This is a genomic window from Marinomonas ostreistagni, assembly GCF_016888445.1.
GTDB classification, from domain to species: Bacteria; Pseudomonadota; Gammaproteobacteria; order Pseudomonadales; family Marinomonadaceae; genus Marinomonas; species Marinomonas ostreistagni.
The window spans coordinates 983,481-1,010,039 of sequence record NZ_JAFEKF010000001.1 but is presented as its reverse complement, the minus strand read 5'-3'; the positions used below and the strand labels follow the sequence as shown (position 1 = coordinate 1,010,039).

15 protein-coding genes are annotated in these 26,559 nt (G+C 47.1%); 8 read left to right on the top strand and 7 right to left on the bottom strand.

All coding sequences use genetic code 11. The features are described from left to right. Positions 1-2: 2 nt before the first annotated feature. The 4 genes from JQX58_RS04825 to JQX58_RS04810 form a co-directional block, all read right to left on the bottom strand. Positions 3-1,058, bottom strand: coding sequence for an imelysin family protein (locus tag JQX58_RS04825; protein ID WP_204145664.1), 1,056 nt, complete (start codon positions 1,056-1,058; stop codon positions 3-5). Further along, positions 1,058-2,404, bottom strand: a complete 1,347-nt coding sequence (locus tag JQX58_RS04820) for a di-heme oxidoreductase family protein (RefSeq protein WP_204145663.1) — start codon at positions 2,402-2,404, stop codon at positions 1,058-1,060. Before JQX58_RS04820 ends, JQX58_RS04825 begins: the two co-directional genes overlap by 1 nt. Positions 2,405-2,470: 66 nt before the next feature. Next, positions 2,471-3,766 carry an imelysin family protein gene (locus JQX58_RS04815; RefSeq protein WP_204145662.1) on the bottom strand — a complete coding sequence of 432 codons (1,296 nt, stop codon included), beginning with the start codon at positions 3,764-3,766 and terminating at the stop codon, positions 2,471-2,473. Between the two features lie 132 nt (positions 3,767-3,898). Continuing rightward, positions 3,899-4,474 (bottom strand): hypothetical protein, encoded by a 576-nt coding sequence (locus tag JQX58_RS04810; RefSeq protein WP_204145661.1) that lies wholly within the window; start codon positions 4,472-4,474, stop codon positions 3,899-3,901. A 299-nt stretch (positions 4,475-4,773) separates the two neighbouring features. Between JQX58_RS04810 and JQX58_RS04805 the strand changes: the two genes are divergently transcribed. The 6 genes from JQX58_RS04805 to JQX58_RS04780 all read left to right on the top strand — a co-directional run bounded on the left by JQX58_RS04805 (position 4,774) and on the right by JQX58_RS04780 (position 18,518). Then, positions 4,774-5,958 (top strand): BaiN/RdsA family NAD(P)/FAD-dependent oxidoreductase, encoded by a 1,185-nt coding sequence (locus JQX58_RS04805; protein ID WP_204145660.1) that lies wholly within the window; start codon positions 4,774-4,776, stop codon positions 5,956-5,958. 164 nt (positions 5,959-6,122) lie between these two features. Continuing rightward, positions 6,123-9,635 carry a type I restriction-modification system endonuclease gene (hsdR, locus tag JQX58_RS04800; RefSeq protein WP_204145659.1) on the top strand — a complete coding sequence of 1,171 codons (3,513 nt, stop codon included), beginning with the start codon at positions 6,123-6,125 and terminating at the stop codon, positions 9,633-9,635. Between the two features lie 228 nt (positions 9,636-9,863). Beyond that, positions 9,864-10,091 carry a hypothetical protein gene (locus JQX58_RS04795; RefSeq protein ID WP_204145658.1) on the top strand — a complete coding sequence of 76 codons (228 nt, stop codon included), beginning with the start codon at positions 9,864-9,866 and terminating at the stop codon, positions 10,089-10,091. Then, a complete protein-coding gene (locus tag JQX58_RS04790) occupies positions 10,088-11,662 on the top strand; it encodes a class I SAM-dependent DNA methyltransferase (RefSeq protein WP_204145657.1) in 1,575 nt (524 codons plus the stop codon). The genes JQX58_RS04795 and JQX58_RS04790 overlap by 4 nt, the downstream gene beginning before the upstream one ends. Then, positions 11,662-12,999 (top strand): restriction endonuclease subunit S, encoded by a 1,338-nt coding sequence (locus JQX58_RS04785; protein ID WP_204145656.1) that lies wholly within the window; start codon positions 11,662-11,664, stop codon positions 12,997-12,999. The genes JQX58_RS04790 and JQX58_RS04785 overlap by 1 nt, the downstream gene beginning before the upstream one ends. A 215-nt stretch (positions 13,000-13,214) precedes the next feature. Beyond that, entirely contained in the window at positions 13,215-18,518 is a 5,304-nt protein-coding gene (locus JQX58_RS04780; RefSeq protein WP_204145655.1) for a DUF4011 domain-containing protein, read from the top strand. Positions 18,519-18,588: 70 nt separating this feature from the next. Here JQX58_RS04780 and JQX58_RS04775 read toward each other — a convergent pair whose 3' ends face one another. Both JQX58_RS04775 and JQX58_RS04770 read right to left on the bottom strand, forming a co-directional pair. After that, positions 18,589-19,380, bottom strand: coding sequence for a hypothetical protein (locus tag JQX58_RS04775; RefSeq protein WP_204145654.1), 792 nt, complete (start codon positions 19,378-19,380; stop codon positions 18,589-18,591). A gap of 183 nt (positions 19,381-19,563) precedes the next feature. Continuing rightward, positions 19,564-20,793 carry a hypothetical protein gene (locus JQX58_RS04770; RefSeq protein ID WP_204145653.1) on the bottom strand — a complete coding sequence of 410 codons (1,230 nt, stop codon included), beginning with the start codon at positions 20,791-20,793 and terminating at the stop codon, positions 19,564-19,566. A 337-nt stretch (positions 20,794-21,130) separates the two neighbouring features. Here JQX58_RS04770 and JQX58_RS04765 point away from each other — a divergent pair, with 337 nt between their 5' ends. Next, positions 21,131-23,971 (top strand): aconitate hydratase, encoded by a 2,841-nt coding sequence (locus JQX58_RS04765; RefSeq protein ID WP_204145652.1) that lies wholly within the window; start codon positions 21,131-21,133, stop codon positions 23,969-23,971. A gap of 97 nt (positions 23,972-24,068) precedes the next feature. Then, a complete protein-coding gene (gene gloA / locus JQX58_RS04760; RefSeq protein ID WP_204145651.1) occupies positions 24,069-24,593 on the top strand; it encodes a lactoylglutathione lyase in 525 nt (174 codons plus the stop codon). Positions 24,594-24,682: 89 nt separating this feature from the next. On the opposite strand, the gene JQX58_RS04755 is transcribed toward gloA, so the two are convergent. Further along, a complete protein-coding gene (locus JQX58_RS04755) occupies positions 24,683-26,554 on the bottom strand; it encodes a diguanylate cyclase (protein ID WP_204145650.1) in 1,872 nt (623 codons plus the stop codon). Between the last annotated feature and the right edge of the window lie 5 nt (positions 26,555-26,559).

Here is a 26,559-nt window from a genome sequence, read left to right as displayed (position 1 = left end):
CATTAATCTCCATCTCGGCTGTTAAAGCCGATCTGAAAGCCCATCGCCGTCACTAAGTTGGTAAGCTGAGTTTGGCTATTGGAAATAGCTTTCACTAACGGTTTAGCCATGTCGACGCGCTGCTCTTGGCTATAGTCGCCAGTGAAGTAATCATCGGGTAGTTGCAGCGCAATTTTTAAGCTATTGGCCAAAGCTTGCTCAAGCGCTTGGGCCTGCTCAGGTTGTAGTTCCATAGCCGTATCGTACAAAGACGGCGAGCCTACATGGTACAGCTGACGGTACGCTTTGAGGTTGGTCTCGATGGCGTCTAAAGATTGCTCGCTGCGGTAGAATTCTGCCAATTTAAGGTTAGGGCGATCATTGTAGCCAATCGGCGTTTCAAGCTTCGCGTCTTTAACCACAGACATGTGCTCAAGCCACTGCTGTACCATTTGTTCGATCACCAAATGCTCCGCTGAGACAGTGCTGCCTTCTTCTGGGAAAATCCAGTCGGTCGCTTGGCTGTCTTGCCATTGGCTCAAAATGTCTTGGGTGGTTTGTGCGTGATGGCGACTCACTGCTTGCAGTACTTCGCAGTTGCTGCGGCGTGACATGACATCAAAATCACCGTGGTACAGCAGCGATTCGATGGCGGTCATGCCGCGTACGGCGATACTCGCCGAGGTCCAAAACTTCGGCGCGTCCATCATCTCTGGCTGCGCGCTCAGTGAGCGCAATTGACGCTGCGTCACGCCTTTTTTATCAGGCCAGTACTCGTAAGCGTAATAGCGCATAAAGTAAGTGATCGGGCCGAAGTTCAACCACTGCAGCTGCTGCCAGTCGTCGACATTGTCTAAAAATGCTTGCTTGGCATCGGCTAAATGTGCCTCGCTCGGCTGTGCACACAGAGCTTGGGTCGCCTCGGCTAGGTGATTCGCGCTTTGGCTAAATTGGTCATATTTCGGCACAATGTACTGTGTCTGGATTTGCTCAAGCGTTGCGTCCCATGGATTAGCAAGTGCCGCATTACCAGTGAGTAAGGCAAATGCGGTGGTCAGTACTTTTTTATTGAATGACATTAGAGTGACTCCAAAAAGCGAATAAATAAGGTACGTTGGTTGGCGTTGAGTTGCTTATACGCCTGTTTACTGGCTTGGGCTTCTCCGCCATGCCAGAGAATGGCTTCTTCGATCGTTTGCGCTCGGCCATCGTGCAAAAAGCCGTTGCGTCCTGACACTTGCTCTGACAGACCAATGCCCCACAGTGGCGCCGTGCGCCATTCTTGCGGATTGGCGTGCAACACGGGAAAACCGTTGGCAAGCTCTGGGCCCATATCGTGCAGTAGCATATCAGTAAATGGGTAAAACTCTCTATTCGACAAGGCACTAAAAGTCGCTTCGCCGGTGGTCAGTTTGGGACGATGACAGCTGCCGCAGTTAAGCTCGTCAAAGGTCTGCTTGGCTTCTCTAAACCAAGCTTGATCCAGATTGCGCATCGCGGGCGGTCGGCTTAGAGCGACGTAAGTGTCGACTAAGCGGGTTTGTTCGTGTCCCACTTCAAGATTATCAATATGGGCACTGTTGCCATTGGGCGCGATCATGCAGTCTTTTTGCGCTACGGTGCAATCGCCGCTCGGTGCCGGGAAGAGCGGTGTCGATAGCCCCAAATCCCCATTAAAGGCAGATTGATTCTGCGCTGTGAGCGACGGCATGCTGGCTTTGTGGCCAAACTTACCCAGCTTTGGCTCACCGTCGATCTCGATCCAATTGGCTTTGCCGCTGATGCCATCTTGATCAGCATCGTCAGGATCGGCGTATTCTAAAATCGTTGCCGTCGGTACAGCGTCAAGTAACCCCATGCCTACCAATGGCGGCGACACACGCATGGAAAAGCCGGTATCGTCGGCAAACTCGCCATAGTTCAGCGTTTGCCAGTCTAATACAGGTTTGCGCAAGGTGACTTGATAACCATCAGGGAAGACTTCTTGTTGGGTTTCCCAATGTACGCGGTAATCGCCTTCTGGCATGACATTGGTGGCGCTCAATGGATGAAACTGTCGGCCATACATAAAATCGCCGACCACGCCATCTTTGGTGTTACGGGTCTTACTGCCTAAGCGAATAAAAAAAGACGGGACTTCACTGCCGAGTTGATCGGCTCGGGGCGCATGGCCGCGACCGCTGTTGACATGGCAGCTGTGACAAGAGCGGGCGTTAAAAAGCGGCCCAAGGCCATCACTGGCGGTGGTCGAAGAGGGCGAGGGCACCCAAAAACGCTCAAACACGCCTTCGCCCAAAATAAACGACTGCTTCTGTTCAGCGGATAAGTTGCTAAAAGGTTGGTTGTAGGCATCACTGCTTGCAACCCCTTCCATTGCTAAGCTGGCGCTTATTAGAGCAACGAGTGTACGGATTGATAAAGCCATGGTGTGTGATCTTCTTAAACGACAAAAGGGGTGACTGAGTCACCCCTTTTTAGACAATCGAATAACTTATTCGAATACCGCGCCTGGGTTGTCCAAGCTATCAGAACCTTCAAGAGCGATGCCTTGTAGGTCTAATGTACGGATGATTTCTTCTGTAGTACGGGTTTGATCTACCAAAGAATCAACGAAGTTTTGCACCAATTGGTTGCCTTCGGCGTTGTTCATCGCGATCAATACGTCAAATGTTTGACCTTGTTGCGCTGCATCAACCATCGCTTGACCCGCATCTTCCGTCGCGTTTAGATCAGATTTCATCTCTTTGTCTAGCTCAGCATTTTGCTGTGCAACTAGACCAGATAGAGAAGGACCTTTAACCCAGCTGCCGTCTACACGTTGGTATTCACCTAGGTATACGTTTTCGATGCCTTTCGCGTCGTAGTAGTGTGACCAGTGCGTGTTGTCAGAGAAGCAATCATGCTCTTCTTCTGGATCGTGTAGCATTAGGCCAAGTTTAGTACGTTCGCCACCTAGCTCACCGTACGCCAAGCTGCCCATACCCGTTAGGATAGTGCTTAGGCCTTCGTCAGTTGATTGGCTAAGTAGAGCAGAGCGTGCTTCACCGCCTTGTTTCCAAGCATCGGCCATGTACTTAAGGTCATCGACTAGTAGCTCAGTTGCTGCCGCTAGGTATTCGCGACGACGTTCACAGTTGCCATTGGTGCAGTTGTCTACATCAAAGTCAGTCGCTGGGCGTTCACCAGCACCAGGCTCAGTACCGTATAGATCTTGGCCCCATAGTAGGAATTCGATCGCATGGTAACCAGTTGCAACGTTGGCTTCGATACCGTCAGCTTCTTGTAAGTGATCAGCTAGTAGTTCAGGAGTGATGTCAGAAGCATCGATTTCTTGGCCACCCACAGTCAGTGATTCATTAGCGATCACGTTTGCTGTGTACAGTGGGTTGATGTCTGATTCTGAGCCGTAAGAAGTCGCTGATACGTAATCGATCAGACCTTCGTCTAGAGGCCAAGCGTTAACCTTGCCTTCCCAGTCATCTACGATCGCATTACCGAAGCGGTAAACTTCTGTTTGCTGGTAAGGAACACGTGCTTCGATCCAAGCATCTTTTGCTGCTTGTAGATTCGCTTCGGTTGGCGCATCTAAGAACGTGTCGATAGCTTCTTGCAGTGTCACAGCCGTCGTGTATGAGTCACCGTAAGCGGCTTCAGCGATGTCTGCATAATGAACAACAACGCTTTCTGGCGTTACTGCAACAGCATCTTGTTTAACTGCTTGTGAGCCACAGGCTGTTAAAAGACCAGCAGCAACCACTGCTGCGATAGGGGTCAACACTTTTTTCATTATTTACTGCTCCTTATGCAAATTGTGAAAGCATTCTAGTAAAAATGAAAATGATTATCAATAGTCAATATTAGACAGAGATCAAAGGCATAGCGCACTTTGATCTCTGCACAATATAAGGCTCAGCGACAGTTATTCACAGTTTACACCGAATTGACTCAGTGATTCTGTGGGTAACTTATATTGGCAACTGGCATCGCGCAGCTTAGGGTCCGTTTCCCATGAAATCGACACCGTCTCAGGCATGCTCTGCTGGTAGCTTGGGATAAAGCGGTAAGAGGCCAGTACTGTTACTTCGCTATTGGGGCCAAGCTCCACTGAGCGGCCGATTAGGCGCTGGCGTGTCGCAGGGTCATAAAGCGTGTAATCCGTGGTGTACTCACGATTGCCATTTGGATGTTCAAAGTAGAGCCAGATTTTACGGTATGTCACCGCTTCGTTACTTGGGTTCTTTAAGGTGAACTTAGTAAAGATTTCTTGCGGTGCGCTGAGCGATTGGCTAGCGCGCACATAAGGGCTGTGATCGTTTTGACTTGACCAAGGGCGATTGCCGCCAAACGAGATCGTCGTCAGCTCGATTTGGGCGGATGCGACCGACTGGCTGGCAAAGGCCAATAAATCTTTGGCTGGCGCGTACATCGCGATGACCGCCGCCGTGAATGCAAAGTAGAAGGTTTTGTTGCGTAAGTAATCAATCAGGGTGCTCATTTGATTTACCTTTACTGTATGGATTAACAGTACTGTATATCCAAACAGTATAAATGTACAAGCACTTTCTTTACAAAAATGTGCGATCGTGCGCTTTTTGACCTACGACCATGGTCTGAAAGAATTTATAAAAAAATGCTTGATTTAAAAAATACCGTTGATTTTTAAGGAAAAAATAGATCTTCCCACAGTCTTTTTCACGGTTTCTGTGGAAATAAGCTGGCAGGCCTTTTGCGTAAAGGGATACGTCTGTGACACGGCTCAGGTATAATGCCGCCTTGCTTAAAAAAGGGGTAACCATGCAATCTTTTGACGTCATTATTATCGGGGCCGGAGCGGCCGGTTTGTTCTGTGCGGCGCAAGCGGCTTATCGTGGGCGCAGCGTGTTGGTGCTTGATCACGCCAACAAAGCAGGCAAAAAAATACTGATGTCAGGGGGCGGGCGTTGTAACTTCACCAACCTTGATGCGGCGCCTAAGCATTACTTATCCCAGAACCCTTATTTTTGTATCTCTGCCTTAAAGCGCTACACGCCCCATGATTTTGTTGAGTTAGTGGAGCGTCATGGATTGGAGTATGTAGAAAAAGCCCCAGGGCAATTTTTCTGCCAAGACTCCGCCAAAGATCTACTCGCTATCTTGCTGACCGAGTGTGAATGGTCTGGCACGACCATTCAGCTGGATACTCATATCGCTTCGATCGAGCAGCAAGCAACCCAGGGCTTCAAGCTGAAAACCTCTGCTGGCGATTACAGCTGTGAGTCGCTGGTGGTCGCCACCGGTGGCTTATCGATCCCGACTTTGGGGGCAAGTGGCTTTGGTTATCAGATCGCTGAGCAGTTTGGCTTATCCGTGCTGCCTCGTCGTGCGAGCTTGGTGCCGATCACCATCCAACCGGCCATGAAAGAGAAGTTATCCACACTCTCGGGTGTCAGTGTGGACATCGAAGCCAGCGCCAACGGCATGAGCTTTAAAGAACCGATGCTGTTTACCCATCGTGGTATCAGTGGCCCAGCAATCTTACAGATCAGTAACTTCTGGCAACCAGGGGATGAGCTACAGCTCAACCTACTGCCTGATATCGAGCCAGAGAGCTACTTCAAGACACAACGCCACGACAAACCTAAACGCGCGTTAGAAACTGAGCTCAACAACCTACTGCCCAAGCGCTTGGTCGAAGTCATCAAACAAGACCTACCATGGATCAGCAAACCTATGGCCGAGCTTGGCAACGACCAACTCAACCAACTGATCCAATACCTAACGCACTTTGATGTACAACCCAACGGCACCGAAGGCTACCGTACCGCCGAAGTCACCCTTGGCGGCATCGACACCGACCAAGTCAGCTCCAAAACCTTTGAATGCAACGACGTCAAAGGGCTGTATTTTATTGGCGAAGTACTCGACGTCACCGGCTTCTTAGGGGGCTACAACTTCCAGTTTGCTTGGTCTTCAGGATTCGCTGCAGCCCAGTATGTATAAGGGATTGAGCTACACTAAGGTTTGTTGGCGATAGTGCCAAACTTTACTTGCTTACACGTTCCTTACAAGTGTTAGTATGTGGTAAATTCAGACTTATTTTCTCAAGCTTAGCCACGAGTCGCTAAGCTAGGATGACTCGTTAGCGGAATGGAAGCAGTAGAACAATGCAAACATCATCAAACTTTTTCTTTCTCGAAGAGCATGATCCTCTTTTTGTAGAGCTAGCCGCTGGCGCTGAGCGAGTCTTTGCTAGTGATCCGAACACGACTTTGATTAAGTTACGCCAGTTGGGGGAAGCCTTAGCGCAACACATTGCGTCGTTAGCTGGTGTTGAGTTTGATGACAAGACCACTCAAGTCGATTTAATTTTTCTGTTAAACCGCGAGTTAGATTTTGAACCCGCTGTGCGCGAACTTTTTCATACTTTGCGTATAGAGGGCAATAAAGCAACACATCAATTTAAAACACGCCACAAAGAAGCGCTCAACGGATTAAAAGTCGCTCGCGAGTTAGCCATCTGGTTCCATCGGTCGTTTGGTAAACAAGGCACAGCTTTTAAACCGGGGCCATTTGTTGCGCCTGCCGACCCGAGCACCCAGCTGCGTCAGCTCCAGATAGAGATCGAAAATCTTAAAAATGATTTATCCAAGGCCAGTGTTCAGCTTGATACGAGCGAACGGTTTAATGACTTAATCAAACAAGAGAAAGCAGAATACGAAGCGCTTGCTCTGATGATGGATGAAGAATCTAAAGGGTTGGCCGAGCTTGCTAAAGCACATGAGCAAGCTTTAGATTCGCAGCGCAAAGAGTACGAGCAAAAACTACGAACCTTACAACAACAGCTTACGCGACAAGGTGAACAAGCGATTGCTCAACAGAAGCAGCAAGTCACCAACAATACGCGCGCAGCAGGGCAAAATATAGCGCTTAGTGAAGAGTTAACTCGTATTATTATTGACCAGCAGTTACAACAAGAAGGCTGGCAAGCGGATACCCAAGAGCTCACCTACAAGAAAGGTGTTCGCCCTGAAAAAGGTGTCAACAAGGCGATTGCAGAATGGCCTACCAAAGATGGGAATGACAAAGGTCGAGCGGACTATGTGCTATTTCGTGGTTTGACGCCCATCGCTGTCGTAGAAGCTAAGAAAGAAAATACCAATGTGGCAGGTAAAATCCCTCAAGCGGAGTTTTACAGTAAAGGCTTCACTTTAGATGAAACCATGCAGCCTGCCTGGGAGCTTGCAGGGCGAACTATTGCTTGGGCGGATGATAGCGAAGGTCACTACAAAGTTCCGTTTGTCTATTCCTGTAACGGACGCCCCTACATTCGACAGCTAGCCGAGCAATCCGGTACCTGGTTTAGAGATGTGCGTGAACCCAGCAACACCAAACGAGCGCTGCCAAAGTTCCACACGCCAGATGGTCTATATAACTTACTGACACGTAACAAAGAAGAATCTGAGCGCAAACTTCATCAAGAAAGCTTCACTTATCTAAAACTGCGTGACTACCAAGTAAAAGCGATACAGTCGGTAGAAAATGCCATAGAGCACAATGCCCCAAACGCTCTACTAGCCATGGCGACGGGTACAGGTAAAACACGAACTATTATTGGTCTGATCTATCGTTTTCTGAAAGCAGAGCGTTTCAATCGTATTTTGTTTTTGGTCGACCGTACCGCCTTAGGTAAGCAAGCAATTGATGCCTTTAAAGAAGCGTCACTTGAGCAAAACCACACACTTGCGCAGATTTACAATATTGCTGAGTTTGGCGATATGGCATCTGAAGCCGCAACGCGTATTCAGGTGGCAACGGTGCAGGCCATGGTCAAACGTATCTTTATGTCAGACGCTCCACCGTCTATCGATCAGTTTGACTGTATCATTATTGATGAAGCCCACCGTGGTTATACGCTTGATCAGGAAATGACCGAGGGTGAGCTTGCTACTCGTGATTTTAGTCAATATGTGTCCAGCTATCGTAGAGTGCTTGAATACTTCGACGCTAAGAAAATTGCTTTAACCGCGACGCCAGCCAAACATACATCAGAAATCTTCGGCCATCCAGTTTATACCTATTCCTATCGTGAAGCGGTTGCTGATGATTGGCTGATTGATCACGAGCCGCCTATTCGCTACGAAACCTTATTAACGCAGCAGGGTATCAAGTTCGAAAAAGGCGAGAGTGTTGAGTCCATTGATACGAAAACGGGTGTTATCAATACCGCAGAGCTAGAAGACGAGCTTAAGTTCGATGTGGATGGTTTTAATAAGCGTGTTATCAATGAAAGCTTCAACAAAGTCATTTGTGATGAGCTGGCAGAGAAAGAGCTAGACCCGTTTGGCGACGAAAAAACCATGATTTTTTGTGCCACGGATAGCCATGCCGATATGGTTAAGCGCTTGCTGGATAATGCTTTTAAAGCATTCTATGGTGATCAATACAATCAAGCCGCGGTCGAAAAAATTACCGGCCAAAGTCACCATGTCGATACATTAATAAGCCGTTATAAAAACGAGCGTTACCCTAATATAGCGATCACCGTTGACTTACTAACTACAGGTATAGACGTACCTAAAATCTGTAACCTTGTATTCTTACGTCGAGTTAAGTCTCGTATCCTATATGAGCAAATGATCGGCCGTGCGACACGTCGTTGTGATGAGATCGGCAAAACAGTATTTCGCATTTACGATCCTGTTGATATCTATGCAGCCTTAAGCGATGTGAATACTATGAAGCCGCTGGTGAAAGATCCTAATGTCACCATAGAGCAGCTAGTAGACGAATTAAGCAATCCTTATACGCTAGATCAAGCACTGAACAGCCCAGGTGATACGCCGGATGAGAACCATGCTCAAGTAATACTGAGCCAGCTCAGTCAAAAGCTGATGCGTGTACTACGTAAAGCGGATAAAGCATCCGAATCAAAGCCAGCGCTCAAAACTAAGCTAGACGAGTTGCAACAACTCTGGGGTGTAGAGCCAAAAGAGCTACATAAACATCTGCAGAATTTAGGCCCGCAGCGTGCGGCGGATTTTGTCACCCAGCACACGGGGCTATTAAACCAGTTATCAGAAGTAAGCATGCTCGTGGGTAGTGATCGTATGCCCGTGATTTCGACGCATCAGGATGAAATCCGTGATCGTCGACAAAGTTATGGCGCGCACGCACGACCTGAAGATTACCTAGAAAGTTTCAATGCATTTATCAATGAGCAAATAAACCAAAGCGCTGCCTTAGCTGTAGTTGTTAATAAGCCACGTGACTTAACTCGCGAGCAGCTAAAAGAGGTGACTCTTTTGCTAGATAGTCAGGGCTACTCTGAAGCTAATCTCAGAACGGCAGTGCGCAATCAAACGAACCGAGATATCGCGGCGAATATTATCGGCCATATTCGTCGTGCCGCACTGGGAGAGCCACTACTGTCATTTGAGACGCGCGTTGCTCAAGCCATGGAAAACATTTACATCAGTCACTCATGGTCAAGTCAGCAGCGCAAATGGCTCGACCGCCTTGCGAAGCAGCTGGTCCACGAAGTCATTATCGACAGAGAGTTTATTAATCAGCGCTTTGCCGATCAGGGTGGCGCTAAGCAATTTGATAAAGTGTTGGATGATCAACTAGACACTGTGCTGGATGAATTAAGTGACGCTCTTTGGCCCAAGCTAGGCTAATCGCGATATGTTTGTTAAAGATAAGACGTTGGCCATATTTTTATTATTTTTCAGGCTATTAAGCGGTGCGAATACGTCTCAATTAAGTGCATCAGCCTTGATTAAGCCAATCAGTATACCTATAATTCGCCATAACATACCCGCCAAGCCTATGGCTCTTGTAGCTACGCTCAAATCGTGCGGGTTTTTTATGTCTACCATCTGCCTAAATGTAAGTGAGAGACGGCAATGATGGCTTTCGCTAAACCTGCAATTACTCCAGAACAACAGCTTACCTTACTTGAAGGGCGTGGCTTAACAATCGTTGACCGCTCCAGAGCTCCGCATGCGAGTTGGAAACAGCGCTTAACAGAGCTGTTTCAAGAATTTCCCAATACGCCACTAACACCCATGGGTTTGCCGCAAGATTGGCAACACGACCCATTTTGGCAAGACAACCTACGAGATGAATTATGACCAACAACGATATCGTACAAAAACTCTGGAACCTGTGTGATGTGCTGCGTGATGACGGCATCAACTACAGTGATTACGTGACCGAGTTGGTACTGCTGTTATTTATCAAAATGGTGCACGAGAACACGGAAGCGGGCACATTAAAAAAACACCCGTTGCCAGAAGGTTGTCGTTGGACGGATATCAATGAAAAGTCTGGTATTAACCTGCTAGACGACTACAAACGCATCTTGCTTAGCTTGTCATCTGGCAAGGATGCACTTGGTAACTTCGTACACGAAGACCCATTAATCAGTGCAATTTACGCCGATGCCCAGACACGTCTGCGTGAGCCGCGTCACCTAGAGCAAATGATCAAAACACTGGATCAAATCGACTGGTTTAGCGCACAAAAAGATGGTCTAGGGGATCTTTATGAAGGTCTACTAGAGCGCAACGCCTCTGAAACCAAATCTGGTGCAGGTCAGTACTTCACACCCCGTTCACTGATAAACAGCATGGTGCGCTGCCTTAAGCCGCAAACTGGCGATGTGATTCAAGACCCAGCAGCGGGAACCGCAGGGTTCTTGGTCGCTGCTGATCAGTATATGCGCGAGCAAACCGATGACTACTTTGACCTCAATAGCAAAGAAGCGGCATTCCAAAAGAACAACGCCTTTGTTGGCGTAGAGTTAGTTCCGAATACACGTCGTTTAGCGCTGATGAACTGCCTGCTTCACGGCATGGAAGGCGATGATGAAGGTGTGGTTCACCTCGGTAACGCGTTAGGCGAAGCCGGCAAATCCCTTAAACAAGCCGATATTATCCTAGCCAATCCACCGTTTGGTACCAGTAAAGGTGGTGAAGCGTCGAATACCCGTGATGACTTGACCTTTAAAACCAGTAACAAACAGCTGGCGTTTTTACAGCATATCTACCGTAACCTTAAGCCTGGTGGCCGTGCGGCGGTGGTATTACCGGATAACGTGTTATTTGAAGCAGGTGTCGGCACCGATGTGCGCCGCGACCTAATGGACAAATGTAATTTGCATACCATTTTGCGCTTGCCGACGGGTATTTTCTACGCGCAGGGCGTGAAAACCAATGTGCTGTTCTTTACCAAAGGCTCGCCAAGCGATAAGCATCAAGAAGAAAAATGCACCGAAAACGTGTGGGTATATGACCTACGCACCAATATGCCAAGCTTCGGCAAACGCACACCATTTGGTGATTCGCACTTAGTGCCGTTTGAGACTGTTTACGGTGATAACGCCGATGGTACCAGCCCCCGTAGCGAGGGCGAATACAGCTTTGGCTCAGAAGAAATCGAAGTTGAAAAAGACGATATCGAAGAAAACCAAGGCATTGATGACCGTCTAGTACACTCACGTTGGCGCTGCTTTACCCGTGAATGGATCGCTGACACCAAAGGCGATTCACTCGATATCAGTTGGCTAAAAGACAAAGACAGCATCGATGCGGCGGATTTGCCAGAGCCCTCCGTATTAGCCAATCAAGCCAAAGATGAGTTAGAAGCCGCGTTAAGTGAGTTGGATAGCTTATTAAAGGCTTTGGAAGGGGGAAGTAAGTGATGTCTGATACGCCAATTCCAAAAGAGTGGCTAAAAGTTAAGTTAACAGCCGTTGCTGATTTAAATATGGGGCAATCACCTTCAAGCGCCGATGTAAATGAAACGGGTGATGGTATTGTTTTTTTCCAAGGGAAAGCAGATTTTGGAAAGCTATTTCCGACAGCTAGAAAATACTGCTCAGCACCTAAAAAAATAGCGCAAGAAAACGATATTCTTCTGTCTGTCCGTGCACCAGTTGGACCAACAAATCTTGCTGACCGTGAAACAGCTATTGGACGTGGTTTAGCTGCAATTTCAGTTAGTAAGGAAAACTTTAGTTATAAATATTTATTACAATTCTTCAGACACATTCAGCCATGGTTGAGTGAGCAAGGTACCGGAACCACTTTTAAGGCAATTTCAGGACAGTTCTTAAGAGAACTTGATTGTATTATTTCTCCACTCGCCGAACAAAAAGTCATTGTGGACAAGCTCGATTCAATGCTGGCGCAGGTAGAAACCACCAAAGCCCGCCTAGAGCGTATCCCTGAGATCCTTAAAACTTTCCGCCAGTCAGTACTTGCCTCCGCAGTGAGTGGGAAATTGACGGAGGAGTGGCGTGGAGGAGAGCCAATAGAGTGGGATGAAAAAAATTTAGAAGATGTTTCTAAGTACATAGTTGATTGCCCGCATTCAACTCCTAAGTGGAGTGAAGATGGCGTGCTATGTGTAAGAACAACAGCATTTAAACCATTTCAATTGATCTTATCGAATCAGGGTTTTGTAAGTGAGCAAGTTTATAAAGAGCGAATTCAGAGGTTGGAGCCAAGAGAAGGCGATATTCTTTATAGTAGGGAAGGTACCGTAGGTATTGCATGCCAAATCCCAAAAGACGTACAACTCTGTTTAGGGCAGAGAATGGTCTTGATTCGTTCAGATGATACTGTTGATGCCAAGTATTTAACAATTGTTCTGAACTCTGAATTAATTTTAAAAATAGTAAAGGCTAAAACAATTGGTAGTACCGTTCCAAGAGTTAATATGAAGGATATAAGAAGCTATCCAGTACCACTGCCCTCTCTAAGTGAACAGAGAGCTATAATTCGCCGTGTTGAAGAGTTATTTGCATTCGCAGAGAGCGTGGAAGAAAAAGCCAATGCGGCCTTGGAGCGAGTGAATAAGCTGACTCAGTCTATTTTGGCAAAAGCCTTTCGTGGTGAGCTGACTGCTGACTGGCGTGCTGAGCATCCTGATTTGATCAGTGGTGAGAATAGTGCTGAAGCCTTGTTAGAGCGGATCAAAGCAGAGCGAGCGGCGCTCTCGAAAAAGACGACGAAAAAGAAATCAGCCAACACATAAATTAAGAAAGACGCTTAATTGCATCAAGTATCTCGTTACTTGAAGGAGGTGTGTTTTGAAGGGTATCGAAACAATCTTTATCTTCGCAGTCACCAAGTTGACCGCATCATAATCGCTGTTATGCAGACGTAACATCCCACATCGCTTAGTAATCATCAAAAGACTGATGGGTGTATCGCACCTGATACACCCAGTTAAAGAGTTAGGTAATCGTAATGACTGTAAAATCCATAGATGACAGTATCTGCCAGTTATCCGTTAATTTGGTTGATAAAATCAACTTCGCTAGCCACCAAAGTGCGTTCTCAGTGCTACGTGAATTACGGGTAGAAAACACATCAGATACCACGTTAGAAAATATTGAGATTCGTCTTACGTCATCGCCTAGTTTTTTAAAGGGCAAGACTTGGACGATTGATCGATTAGCCGCTAGTGGCGCATTGCCGATCAAAGATCGTGATCTAGAGCTAGATGGCGGTTTTTTAATGGGGTTGACGGAGTCGATCTCGGGCAGTGTTGCCATTGAAGTGCGCAAAGGGGATGAGGTGCTGGCAGAGAGCGAGCACAAGATTGAGCTGCTGGCCCACAATGAATGGGGCGGTTCAGAGTATATGCCTGAGCTTTTGGCTGCGTTTTGTATGCCGAACAACAAAGCCGTGGATCGTATTTTAAAAGATGCGAGCCGTGTGTTACGTAATGCTGGCAAAGCAGACCAAATCGATGGTTATGTTTCAAAAAGCCGCGAGCGTGTTTGGTCGATTGCATCGGCGATTTATTCGGCCATTGCCAACCTTCAGCTAAGTTATGCATTACCTCCTTCAAGCTTTGAGCGAAACGGCCAAAAGATTCGTTTCCCTAACCAAGTATTAGAATCAGGCCTTGGTACGTGTTTAGACACGACCATGTTATTTGCCGCAGCGTTTGAGCAAGCTGGCTTAAACCCACTAGTCGTCCTAAAAGAAGGGCACGCTTTAGTGGGTCTTTGGCTGCACCCAGAAGAGCTGTCTGCGATCAGCACAGACGAAGCGGAAGTACTGCGCAAGCGTTTACCTGATCATGATTTGATTTTGATCGAGACAACGCTGGTGACCAATCACCCAGCCGTGTCGTTCTCTAAAGCCATCGAAAAAGGTAATCGAGCGGTCGCGATTGAAGAAGAAAGCCAATTCAATATGGCGATTGATATTCGCCGAGCGCGAGCGCATCAAATCAGACCGTTAGGTTTTGTGCAAAAAGATACCAGTATCGATGCTGGCGAAGACGCTACTGAAGTTTATGAAACGGCATTAGAAGAAGCGCCGACGTTACCTGATTTTGCTGACGAGTCGCTCGAAGACGAGGTCGAAACCACGCCAGCAGGGCGCTTGGATCGTTGGCAGCGTAAGTTGCTATCACTTACGGCTAGAAATCCACTGCTTAGTCATAAAGACAGTAAATCAAGCCTGCCATTTGTGGCCACTGATGCGGGTGTGCTGGAAGATTTATTAGCCAGTGGCGATAAGCTTACGGTTGAGACATTTCCCAAACTATCGTCCAGTAGCCAAGACGCAGATATCCATGAACAGCGCACAGGCGATGATATTAAGCGTGAATATGCGTTAAATGCTTTGCATAAAAAGCAGCTGTTGGTGAACCTAACCGAAGAAGAATTAAATAAGCGCTCCGTTGAAATTTACCGCAAGACGCAAACCTCGATGCAAGAAGGCGGCTCGAATACGCTGTTTTTAGCGATTGGCTTTTTGTTGTGGAAGAAGGACAAAAAGGATGATAAGCGCTATCGTGCGCCGCTGATTTTATTACCGGTATCATTGGAGCGAAAATCGGTTCGCAGTGGTATTAAGATAACGGCTTCAGATGATGAGCCGACTTTTAACACCACTTTGATCGAAATGCTAAAGCGCGATTTTGGTATTGATTTAGGTAATCTTGAGAGCAATTTGCCCAAAGACGAGGCGGGGCTAGATGTGCCGCAAATCTTTGCATTGATCCGCTCTGCTGTGAAAGATGCACCTGGCTTTGAGCTGATAGATGAGGTGGCATTAGGGCATTTCTCATTTGCCAAATACCTGATGTGGAAAGACTTAGTCGATCGTGCGGATCAGCTTAAACAAAATAATGTGGTCAAGCATTTACTGGAAACGCCGCGCGAGCGTTATGAGTCAGACATTGATTTTGTCGAACCAAATCAGTTGGATTATCAGTATACCCCATCAGATCTGCTCACACCGCTGCCTGCAGACTCATCGCAAATGGCAGCCGTTGCCACGGCAGATCGCGGAAAAGACTTCGTCATTATCGGACCACCAGGCACGGGCAAGAGTCAGACCATCAGTAACTTGATCGCTCATATGTTAGGTAAGGGCAAAAAAGTACTGTTTGTGTCTGAGAAGACTGCCGCGCTTGAGGTAGTGCATCGTCGTTTAAAAGATATTGGTCTCGGCTCATTTTGTTTGGAGCTGCATTCGAACAAAGCCAAAAAAGCGGATGTCTTGGCGCAGCTCAATCAATCTTGGACTCAAAGCGGTACGCAGACGGCTGAAGCTTGGCAGGCGAAGTCAGAGCAGTTAAAACGCAGTCGAGATATGCTTAATAACTTGGTTGAAGCGCTTCATCGCAAACGCTCCAATGGTATGACTGCTCATTATGCAATGGGTGTGAAAGTTCGTGATACCGATCTACTGGAAAAAGTGGAGCTGTCTTGGCCAAGTGCGGACCAGCACAGTGTTCAAGATTTGCAGCATATGCGCGAAGTCGTTGAAAATCTTGCGGTACAAGCTCATGCCATTGGCTCTGTAAGCCAGCATCCTCTCGCTTACATCCAGGCTGATGACTGGGGACCTGCTTGGCAAGATGGTCTACTCAACAGTGCTCAAAGTTTGAAAGTTGCGTCAAATGATGCGAAACAGGCTGTCGAAGGTTTTGTCGGTGCGCTTGGGTTTGATTTTGGTGAGATCTCTATTAATCATTTACCCCAACTAGAAGAGCTTGGCCAAGTGCTTCTGGATTCTTACAGAACTCAATCTGGTTACGCTTTAGAGCCTGATGGCCAAGATTTGATCGAAGCCTTAGAGCAGGCCGTCACACTACTACAAAGCTATATTCGCCTACAAAGCGAGCTAAGCTGTGATTACTCGCCATTAACTTGGCAAGCGATTGATCCAGTTTCGCTGAAGTCTGAATGGCAAGCGGCTAATGAAGCTTGGTTTTTAAAGCGCTTTTTTACTACGCGCAAGATCATTAAGGGTGTCAAAGCAAAGGGTGCTCAAGGTGAACCAAACCTAGATCAAGACATCGCTATACTGGCGGAACTCAAAGAGAAGGGTGAAGCCATTGCTGAGCTTGATAAACAACTGTCTAACTTAAAAGATTGGAATAGCCACGATACCAACCCTGAAGTCGTTGCAGCATTACAGCTGATTGGTGTGCGTGCGCGTAAAGTCGTTAGTCAGTTGGCGGCGGATACTGAAACACTGATGGCACTGCGTAGCAAGGTGCGTAGCTTACTTCATGATGGTAATGATTTATTGGCACCTGATGGGCCAGTTGGTATCGCCATTACACACATGCTAGAGAAGCTTTCGCAGTTCGATTTGGCGTTTAAAGACTTTAAGATGAGGGCTGCTTCTGAAAGCGTGGATGCATTAGATAGCTTTGATGCCATCGCTGACATGGTAGATGTCATTTTGTCTAAGCAAGTCGAGCTGAAGGCTTGGTGTGCATGGAATAAGCGTAAGCATGCTGCTCAAGATCTCCAGCTTGGGGCGCTTGTTACCGCGATCGAGAGTGGCGCTATCACTCCTGAAGAGATCGAAGATGCATTCGAAGCGGCTTACTGCGCTTGGTGGTCAAAAGCGCTTATTAATGAAGACCAAGTGCTACGTGAATTTTCGTCGCCTGAGCATGAGCAAACGATTCTTAATTTCCAAACCTTGGATAAAGAGTTCTCTGATCTTACGGCTCAATATATTGCGGCCAAATTATTAGGGCAAATTCCAAGTAAAGATACTGGGACGAAGGCAAGTTCTTGGGGCGTGTTGCGTCATGAAATACAGAAGAAAACGCGTCACAAGCCTGTCCGCCAATTACTTCAAGAAGCCCCTGATGCCGTAACGACATTGGCTCCATGTCTAATGATGTCGCCACTCTCTATTGCGCAGTTCCTGGGTACGGAGCAAGCGTTATTTGATGTGGTGATTTTCGACGAAGCTTCTCAAATTACTGTATGGGATGCTGTTGGTGCACTGGCTCGCGCTAAACAGGTGATTGTCGCTGGTGACCCAAAACAGATGCCGCCATCCAATACCTTCGAGCGTTCTACCGAGGATCCTGATGGTGACTACGATACCGAGGGTGATCTAGAAAGTATCTTGGATGAGTTGCTAGGTGCCTCCATCCCGCAACGCTTGCTTAACCTTCACTATCGTTCACGACGCGAAAGCTTGATTGCGTTTTCGAACAGTAATTACTACGACAGCTCGTTGATTACCTTCCCGGCACCAGTGCACCCTGATAATGGCCTCAAGCTTGTACGGCCAGAGGGGTTTTATGGCCGTGGTAAGTCACAGCAAAACCATGGCGAAGCAAAAGCAATCGTGGCTGAAATTGTTCGTCGTTTAACCAGTGATGATGAAGATGAGCGCAATCGTTCGATCGGTGTGGTTACTTTTAACCAGAAGCAACAAAACTTGATTCAAGATCTATTGGATGATGCACGAAGAGAAGACCCGAGCATTGAGTGGGCATTTTCAGAAGATCATTTGGAGCCAGTGTTTGTCAAAAATTTAGAGTCTGTTCAGGGTGATGAGCGCGATGTCATCTTGTTTAGTATTACCTTTGGTCCTGATGAAGGCGGCCATATGAAGATGAACTTTGGACCGCTGAACAATACCGGCGGTGAGCGTCGTCTTAATGTCGCTATGACGCGTGCGCGCTCTGAAATGGTGGTGTTTTCGACGCTAAGTCCTGACCTGATTGACCTTAACAAAACGTCAGCTCGTGCAGTAGCAGATCTTAAGCACTTCTTAGAGTACGCTGAGCGTGGGCCTAAGGTACTGGGTACGCAAACACGAGGTTCGCAAGGTGACTTTGATTCACCTTTTGAAGTGGCTGTAGCACGAGCTCTGCAAAATAAAGGCTGGCAGCTTCACCCACAAGTAGGTGTCTCTGCTTATCGTATTGATATGGGTATTGTTCATCCAGATTTACCTGGTCGCTACCTTGCAGGTTTGGAATGCGATGGCGCGATGTACCACAGCTCAGCTTATGCCCGTGAACGTGACAAGATCCGTCAGTCCGTCTTAGAAAGCTTGGGTTGGTCTATCGTGCGCGTTTGGTCCACCGACTGGTGGGTCAACAAGCAAGCGTCATTACAGCTACTTCATGATCGCCTTACGGAGCTACTTGAAGAAAGCAGAGCAAAAATCGCTTTAGAAAAAGCCAAACAAGAAAAGGAGAAAGGTCAAACTGACGGGGCTGAAGTTGAAGACGCTGAGTTTGTAGAGCATGAAGAAATAGATTGATAATTAGACTGCCATAAGGAGGTAAACGTCTCCTTATGGCGTATCTGAGTTTGTCTCTAGATCTTCACCCCTATCGCTGGTTATTTAGCGTCAAAGTGCTAGAAAATACCTCTAGACCTCTTATGACAGGATCATAAAAGGTCTCTTTATGAGACTTAACCGCTGAGAAGTGGTACAGATCCATAACTGGTATTTCTCGATCAGAGCATCTCAAAGAGCAATAGCCTGCATTAGGCTCATAGCCAATTACTGTAATCTCGCCTAAAAGGTCCAACCGGCTTTCTAAGTTCATAGTGATAATGATATCTGGATCGATTATCTCAATTTGTTTGTTGAAGAAGTTTGTCTTTTCATCTTTAAATGCGCTAGTGAAGCTATCAATCAGTGGCCAGTCAGCTTGGTAGCTGTCTTCAGATTCATTACTCAATTTTGAGAGATTCATAAACGCGAAGCTAGTGCCACCTGACTCTGCGAAGTCTTGGGCTATGGTCATTGCATCAGGTACATCTTCCCACGGGATATTTGTGTTTAATGCATAGCTTATCCGCAGCATTAGAGCATGAAATTGAGACTGGTTAAGTGATTTGTCGCCTATTCTCATTTCAGTTTTATAGAGATGGTGCATCAGGTTTATGTAGTTTGTGCCTGATATGCCAAGGGACTCTCTACCAATGAACAATATCTTGACTGGCTGTGCTGTGAAGTATGGGTAGAAGCCATCAAAAACCAGATTATCAGCTTTAAGACCATTTATAAAAGTTTTACTTTTAGCTGTTTCATACCATTCCGTAAGCAACGTATTCAATTGAGAAAGTTTGTTTTGTTCATGTTCTGGGTAGTTTTTAAGATCAGCATTTTCCATAATTTTATCCTTAGTCATTGAATTAGAGATCAAAATTAATCTCTCATCCTAAAGGGGTTGGCTTCCTGGGGTAGGACGGCTGCCATTTATATTTATTCCGTCTAAAGATATTCTTGTTAGCTTTTAAATGAGGCACTTATGGGCAGCCTGTATTTAGGAGAGCTGCCCATAAGTGGCCTAAATTTAATTCTCAGGCAGTCTATCAACAGATATTTGCTTCTCAATTACCGAACCACTGCTCGTTGCTTTGGCTTCATCTCTAAAACGCTTGACCGAAGACTGCGGTGTCATGCCCCATAGTTTTACGAATATCTTGTACATGATGGCTAAGAAGACCAGTGGAATAATTACTGTCTTAAGAACAAATAGTGCGATCAGGTTTAAGAAGTGATCCATCGATTGGTTTAGAGAGCTCACGAAACCTGTGACTTTCTTCTTCGCTGCCATGGTGATTTGGTTGAAGCCATTCTTAATCGCTTCAAGTGTACTGATGTCACCATTTAATCGGTCTTGTAAGTCAGCAATGTCCTCATTGATGTCTTCCAAGTCTTCTTTGGATTCTTCTATATCATCTTGGATTCTTTCAAGTTGAGAAAGTAGAACGTCACGTTGTGCTTCTAACGTTTTCTGCTCTTCGGTATCTGCTTCAAAGATAGTGCTAAAGCTTGAACGGCCTTTATTTAACTCGGCTAATTTCAAGTTAATGTCATCAACTTGTTTCTGTTTATCATCTTCATCCAGCATGAGACTTTGTTGCTGCTGTTCCAGTAGCTGGTACTTTGTCTGACTTGTTTGTAGCTCGACGGTCATTTGCTCCCTGATTTCACTCGTTAGATCGATGGCCTCGTCTAGTTGATCAGGAGAAGTCGGGAACGCTTCTAAAGTAGCATTTTCGCGCTGCACAACGTCATCTATAAATGCGCTATCTACCCAGCTACTCGCTACAGCAACGGCTGCAATCGAAAACTTGCAAATAACGGCGAATAGAAAGGTCTTGTAGGCTATCAGTCGAAAGTTGGTAAAAGCATATTTAGTAAACAGGTAAGCAATACCTGATAGCGTCAGGAAGATCTTGAAATGAATGGTTTGCAAAATCTCTACTAGGAACTTCTGAATCAGCAGAGAAGAGATTGCGTACTTCATGACAGAAGAGAAGTCTTCCACTAGGTCATTAAGCGGGTCTAACAACTCGCCAATTTGGATGGAGCCAATGACAGGAACATTCAGTGTAATCGTTGATAGAACTGAGACCGTCGCATTGAACAGTTTAGCTATCCCAAAAGAAGCGCCTGCTGATACCAATGATGAGTTTATGTAGGCTTCAGCATATCGATCAATAAAGCCAATCCATGCAAATAGGATCAAGGCGAGCACAAGAACAATGTCTTTGTTCTTATCGAAAAAGTTAGTCATTAGAACTACATCCTGTTGTTTTAGATAACCACTAAGGGCCTTAAGCGGGGTCAATATACAGAACCTATCTATTAATTTGAATGACATACCTTAATTAGTAATTAACTTACTATTAAAAGCTAGTGGGTATTTCTATCTGCTCACGTACTTCTTAGCCACTTTTCCTAAGCATACTCGCTATCCTTTTAACCTCCGCTTCCTCACCCCTTCTTTACAAGTTGCGCTTGATTTACCCATTTCGTCACACACTGTGCATCTATCTTTATGGTGTGATGTCATCTACATAGACACATGTTGGTCTATGTTTAAGTCCAGTCATAATGATAAGGAAGCTGCCATGAGTGATACGTTTAATGTCAAAGATACGATCTCGGTCGCTGGTAAAGAGCATGCCTATTACAGTTTGCCCAAGTTGAGCGAGACTTACGAAAACATCAGCCGATTGCCGTACTGCATGAAAATCGTGCTAGAAAACCTGCTACGCAATGAAGACGGTGGGCAGTCGGTAGGTAAAAACCATATCGAAGCGGTGGCCAATTGGGATGCCAAAGCAGAGGCGTCACAGGAGATCGCTTTTATGCCGGCGCGTGTGGTGCTGCAGGATTTTACTGGTGTGCCGTCGGTGGTGGATCTAGCCGCGATGCGCGATGCGGTGGTGAAGCTTGGCGGTCAAGCAGAGCAGATCAACCCTTTTATCCCCAGTGAGTTAGTGGTCGACCACTCGGTGCAAGTGGATGCGTATGGCCGTGAAGACTCGTTGGATTTAAATGAAAAAATAGAGTTTAAGCGCAACCAAGAGCGTTATGAGTTTTTGAATTGGGGCAGTAATGCCTTTAAAAACTTTGTCGTGGTGCCGCCTGCGACTGGGATTGTGCATCAGGTCAATTTAGAATACTTGGCGCGCGTGGTAATGGCCTCCGAAGTAGACGGTGAGCTCACCGCATATCCAGATACAGTGTTTGGTACCGACAGTCATACCACCATGATCAATGGTATCGGTGTGCTTGGCTGGGGCGTGGGCGGTATCGAGGCAGAAGCTGCAATGCTGGGTCAACCGTCTTCGATGCTGATCCCGCAAGTGGTGGGATTTGAGCTGACCGGAGAGTTGAGCGAAGGCGTGACCGCTACCGATTTGGTGCTGCGTGTGGTTGAGATGCTGCGTAAGCACGGTGTGGTGGGCAAGTTCGTTGAGTTCTTCGGTGAAGGCCTACACAACATGCCGTTGGCCGATCGTGCGACGATTGCCAATATGGCGCCAGAATACGGTGCGACCTGTGGCATTTTCCCGATTGATCAGATGGCGATCGATTACTTGCGTTTATCCGGTCGCGATGAAGCGCAAATTGAGCTCGTCGAGCAGTATGCCAAACGCCAAGGTCTATGGCATGACGCTGACACGCCTGCGGCCACTTACTCTAGCAAGTTGACGCTGGATCTTTCGTCTGTTGAGCCAGCGTTGGCGGGGCCTAATTTGCCGCAGCAGCGCATTAATCTTTCCGATATGCATCAGAAGTTTGGCGACACCATTGCCGAAATGGCCAAAGGTCGTAACGCGGATAACGACGCTAAAGAGCGCTTTGATCAAGAAGGCGGTGAAAAAGAACAGGCCGAGGATCTGGCCGCAGAACCCAACATAGAAGTCGATACCAAAACCGAACACGGCAGCGCCTATCAACCAGCCAATAATGTATTTTCTAGCGTAAGCATCGATGATAAGAAGCATAAGTTACGCGACGGCTCGGTGGTCATCGCGGCGATTACATCTTGTACCAATACCTCTAACCCGGTGGTGATGATAGGCGCGGGATTGGTCGCTAAAAAAGCCGCTGAAAAAGGGCTAAAAGCCAAGCCTTGGGTGAAAACATCCCTAGCGCCTGGATCTAAAGTCGTCACGGATTACCTTGAAAAAACACATCTGATGGATGAGTTAGAAAAAACCGGCTTCTACCTCGTCGGCTACGGCTGTACCACCTGTATCGGTAACTCGGGGCCACTCCCTGAGGCGATCGAGAAGGGCATCGAAGAAAACGATCTGGTCGCGGCGGCGGTGTTGTCCGGTAACCGTAACTTTGAAGGCCGTATTCACTCACATGTGAAGGCGAGTTACTTGGCGTCGCCACCGCTGGTCGTGGCGTATGCACTAGCCGGTACGGTCGATATTGATATGACGACTCATCCGGTCGGCCAAGATCAAAACGGCGAGGATGTGTACCTCAAAGACATCTGGCCGACCTCGGCTGAGATCAATGAACTGATCGCCAATAACATCGATGCAGAAATGTTCCGTAAAAATTACGGTGAAGTCTTTGCCGGTAGTGAAGCCTGGAATGCCATCAGCTCACAAGACAGCCAGCTGTATCCGTGGAGCGATGAGTCCACCTATATCAAAAATCCGCCATTTTTCGATGGTATGACGCTTGAGCCGGAAGGCATCCCCGATATCGAAGGCGCGCGCATCTTGGGATTGTTTGGTGACTCGATCACCACGGACCATATTTCTCCGGCGGGCAATATCGCGCCAGATTCTCCAGCGGGGCAATATTTGCAAGAGCGTGGCGTGCTGAAGGCAGACTTTAATAGTTATGGCTCACGCCGCGGCAATGATGCGGTGATGACCCGTGGTACCTTTGCCAACATTCGTATCAAAAACACTATGCTGGGTGGTAAAGAAGGCGGCTACACCTATTACTTCAAAGGTGACAAAGCGACGCTGCAAGAGGGCGAAGAGATGCCGATCTACGATGCGGCGATGAAGTACAAAGTCGAGCAGCGTCCGCTTGTGGTACTGGGCGGTGCGGCTTATGGCTCTGGCTCGAGCCGTGATTGGGCCGCCAAAGGTACGAGCTTGTTGGGCGTTAAGGCAGTATTGACCAGCTCATTTGAGCGTATTCACCGCTCCAACCTTGTGGGCATGGGCGTATTGCCACTGACCTTTAAAGACGGCGAGAACGCATCTACGTACAAGCTAGACGGCTCTGAGGTGCTAAGCATTACCGGTCTTAATAATGGTGAGAGCCAGACCGCAACCGTCACGGCGACTCGTGCGGATGGTTCGACCGAAACGTTTGATGTGAATGTGATGCTACAAACGCCGAAAGAGCGTGAGTACGTACGCCACGGCGGTGTGCTGCATTATGCGTTACGCCAATTGGCCAGTAAAAGTGGCGGTGCCGAATAGCGATTTTGAGAGGCGGGGCAGTGGGTTCGCGCCCGCTGCCCATTGATTTTCAGCGCTTAACCCCCACCTTTGTTGTAACAGTAAAGGAGGTATACATATGAGTCGTCATTTTGAGCAAGCCGAAGGTTTGTGTGAAGAAAAAGATCCCGCAACGAATGGGTTTGTCTTTAACCAGACGATGCTGCGTATCGCTGATCCGGTGCGTTCGCTAGATTTTTACACGCGTGTGATGGGCATGACGCTGTTGCGTAAGTTGGATTTCCCAGAGATGGAATTTAGTCTGTACTTTTTGACTTACGGCGAAGATTTTTCAGATATCAGCAGCGATGATGCTAAGCGCACCGCGCAAACATTTGGTCGCCCAGCCGTGCTGGAGTTGACTCACAACTGGGGCGATACCGCCGACACCGTCGAGTATCACAACGGCAACAGTGACCCTCGTGGCTTTGGCCACATCGGCTTTCATGTGCCAGATCTAGAAGGTGCGTGTCAGCGCTTTGATGATCTAGGTGTGACGTTTCAAAAACGCCTGTCTGATGGCAAGATGAATTACATTGCCTTTATCAAAGACCCAGATGGCTACTGGATTGAGATCTTTGATGCCAATCGCGTTAAGAGCTAAATCCTCGCAGAATCAGGGGCAATGGCTTCACGCTGTTGCTCCTGATACGCATTTAACGATACAAAGCTAGATTTTTCCTTCCCTAACATTCATTTCATCACACAGTTTCGACCATTGTTTTTAGCCCGATAGAGTGCTTCGTCTGCGTATTTTAAGAATGTATCCCGTTGCTTGATTTCATGGGGAATGTCGGCGTAAACGCCAATGCTCGTTGTTACACGAAAGCTTTGTTGCTCGTAGTGTATGTCTGTGTTGGCGACCGCACTTCTCAGTGTTTCAGCCATGTCTAAAGCGTAGGGCAATTCTCTCTTTGGTAAGATTATACAAAACTCTTCTCCACCGTAGCGGGCGCAGACGCCTGTATGTTGGTTGGTAAGCTGAGCTAAGACACTGGCTATTTGTCGCAAGCATTCATCGCCTGCTTGGTGACCGTATTGATCATTCACTTTTTTGAAGTAGTCGATGTCAAACATTAACACCGCAATGGCATAGTGCTGTTGTATTGCATCTTCAAACGCAGCTGTGAATATGTCATCAAAAAAGCGTCTATTATTAAGCCCTGTTAGACCGTCTTTATGACTCACCCTTTCTAGCTCAACGTTGGTTTTAAAGAGCTCTGCCATCGTTTCTTGTAGGTCACGTGTCTTTTCATGAACTTTTTGCTCTAGCTCTTCTCTGGCCTGGCGCTCCACATTGAGCGCATGTTGTTGTGCCGTCAGCTCTCTGTGCCGTGCGTCTAGACTGCGTTGCTTGTAGTAAAGCGACTGTGACTGCGCCTCGGTTTTTGCCGCTTTTTCTCTATTGATGCGTTCTGCCAAGGCGATGGACAGTAATAAGACTTCAATGGTGAAGGTGATGTTTTGCAGATAGTAAAGGTCCATTGAAAATGGAATGATATCGGTCATCCCTAGCATCAAGACAAACGTCGCTACCATCAAAGGCGACCAGGCAATGGTCAGATATTTGCCAGAAGGATTTCCTTTGTACCAAATGTAGCCTGATATCCAGAGGCCGATTACGCTACTAATGTAGGCGCTGATTTCAATCAGTTTTATGTGGGCTTCAGTGGGGGCAAATGGACTGGTGAGAAGCAAGATTAGCCACGTTGAAATCGCTAAGTTACTGACTTTGAGTACAATGCCGCCATGGCTAGGGATAGATAAAAATTTTCGGATAAAGATAGAAGCGCTTAAAAACGCAAGCGGGACCGACACCCGGTAGGCATGATCATTCAGCCATGCGGCATCGTGCCATAAAAACGTTATGTAATTACTCGAGCTGCTGAGCGTGTAGTAAATGATAGACAGTACATACAGGCAGTAAAATGCGTAGTTGGTATCTCTTAAAAAAATATAGAGGAATAAGTTGTAGCCCAGCATGGAAAACAGCACACCGTAGAACAGCCCCGTAAACAGTGTTCTGACATGCGTCTCCATGTTGTGTGCCTCGGGGGTCATCAATTCGATAGGCAGTATCAGCTTTTCGGCGCCTGAGACAAACAAATAGAGGGTGTAGCTTCCTTGAGTAGAAAATTCTATGGGAAACGATAGTCTGTCGTTTTCAACTGAGTGGGCAGGGTCTTGCTGTTTAACAAGTCTCCCAGTCTCATTGTTTTGTAAATACCAAGAAACACTCGATAGGTTTGGCCAGCCTAGTTCTAAAATCCAGTCCTTCGAATGGTCGCCTGAGATTTTTATCGGTATCTTGAGCCACACAGAAGTATCGATGCCTAAATGTGCGGGTGTGCGCTCGATTGATTGCCACTGGTTAGATGGGGTTTGTAAAACATCTTGTAGTGTTTGGGCTGAGTCTTGCGGAAGATGTAACGCCTTATCGCTCAGTAGGTAATGATCTTGGCGACCCTCTAATACAATCAGTTTGCTTGGCGCCGAAGCTTGTAGTGTCGTGCAAGCGAACAGGCAGAGATGTAATAGTAAAAAGGAACCTAGCGAGCGCCACATGTTGG

Coding starts and splice junctions, on each gene's coding strand:
- JQX58_RS04805 (WP_204145660.1), top strand. CDS start 4,774: ATGCAATCTTTTGACGTCATTATTATCGGGGCCGGAGCGGCCGGTTTG.
- JQX58_RS04780 (WP_204145655.1), top strand. CDS start 13,215: ATGACTGTAAAATCCATAGATGACAGTATCTGCCAGTTATCCGTTAAT.
- JQX58_RS04810 (WP_204145661.1), bottom strand. CDS start 4,474: ATGAGCACCCTGATTGATTACTTACGCAACAAAACCTTCTACTTTGCA.
- JQX58_RS04775 (WP_204145654.1), bottom strand. CDS start 19,380: ATGGAAAATGCTGATCTTAAAAACTACCCAGAACATGAACAAAACAAA.
- JQX58_RS04770 (WP_204145653.1), bottom strand. CDS start 20,793: ATGACTAACTTTTTCGATAAGAACAAAGACATTGTTCTTGTGCTCGCC.
- JQX58_RS04825 (WP_204145664.1), bottom strand. CDS start 1,058: ATGTCATTCAATAAAAAAGTACTGACCACCGCATTTGCCTTACTCACT.
- hsdR (WP_204145659.1), top strand. CDS start 6,123: ATGCAAACATCATCAAACTTTTTCTTTCTCGAAGAGCATGATCCTCTT.
- JQX58_RS04815 (WP_204145662.1), bottom strand. CDS start 3,766: ATGAAAAAAGTGTTGACCCCTATCGCAGCAGTGGTTGCTGCTGGTCTT.
- JQX58_RS04755 (WP_204145650.1), bottom strand. CDS start 26,554: ATGTGGCGCTCGCTAGGTTCCTTTTTACTATTACATCTCTGCCTGTTC.
- gloA (WP_204145651.1), top strand. CDS start 24,069: ATGAGTCGTCATTTTGAGCAAGCCGAAGGTTTGTGTGAAGAAAAAGAT.
- JQX58_RS04820 (WP_204145663.1), bottom strand. CDS start 2,404: ATGGCTTTATCAATCCGTACACTCGTTGCTCTAATAAGCGCCAGCTTA.
- JQX58_RS04765 (WP_204145652.1), top strand. CDS start 21,131: ATGAGTGATACGTTTAATGTCAAAGATACGATCTCGGTCGCTGGTAAA.
- JQX58_RS04785 (WP_204145656.1), top strand. CDS start 11,662: ATGTCTGATACGCCAATTCCAAAAGAGTGGCTAAAAGTTAAGTTAACA.
- JQX58_RS04795 (WP_204145658.1), top strand. CDS start 9,864: ATGATGGCTTTCGCTAAACCTGCAATTACTCCAGAACAACAGCTTACC.
- JQX58_RS04790 (WP_204145657.1), top strand. CDS start 10,088: ATGACCAACAACGATATCGTACAAAAACTCTGGAACCTGTGTGATGTG.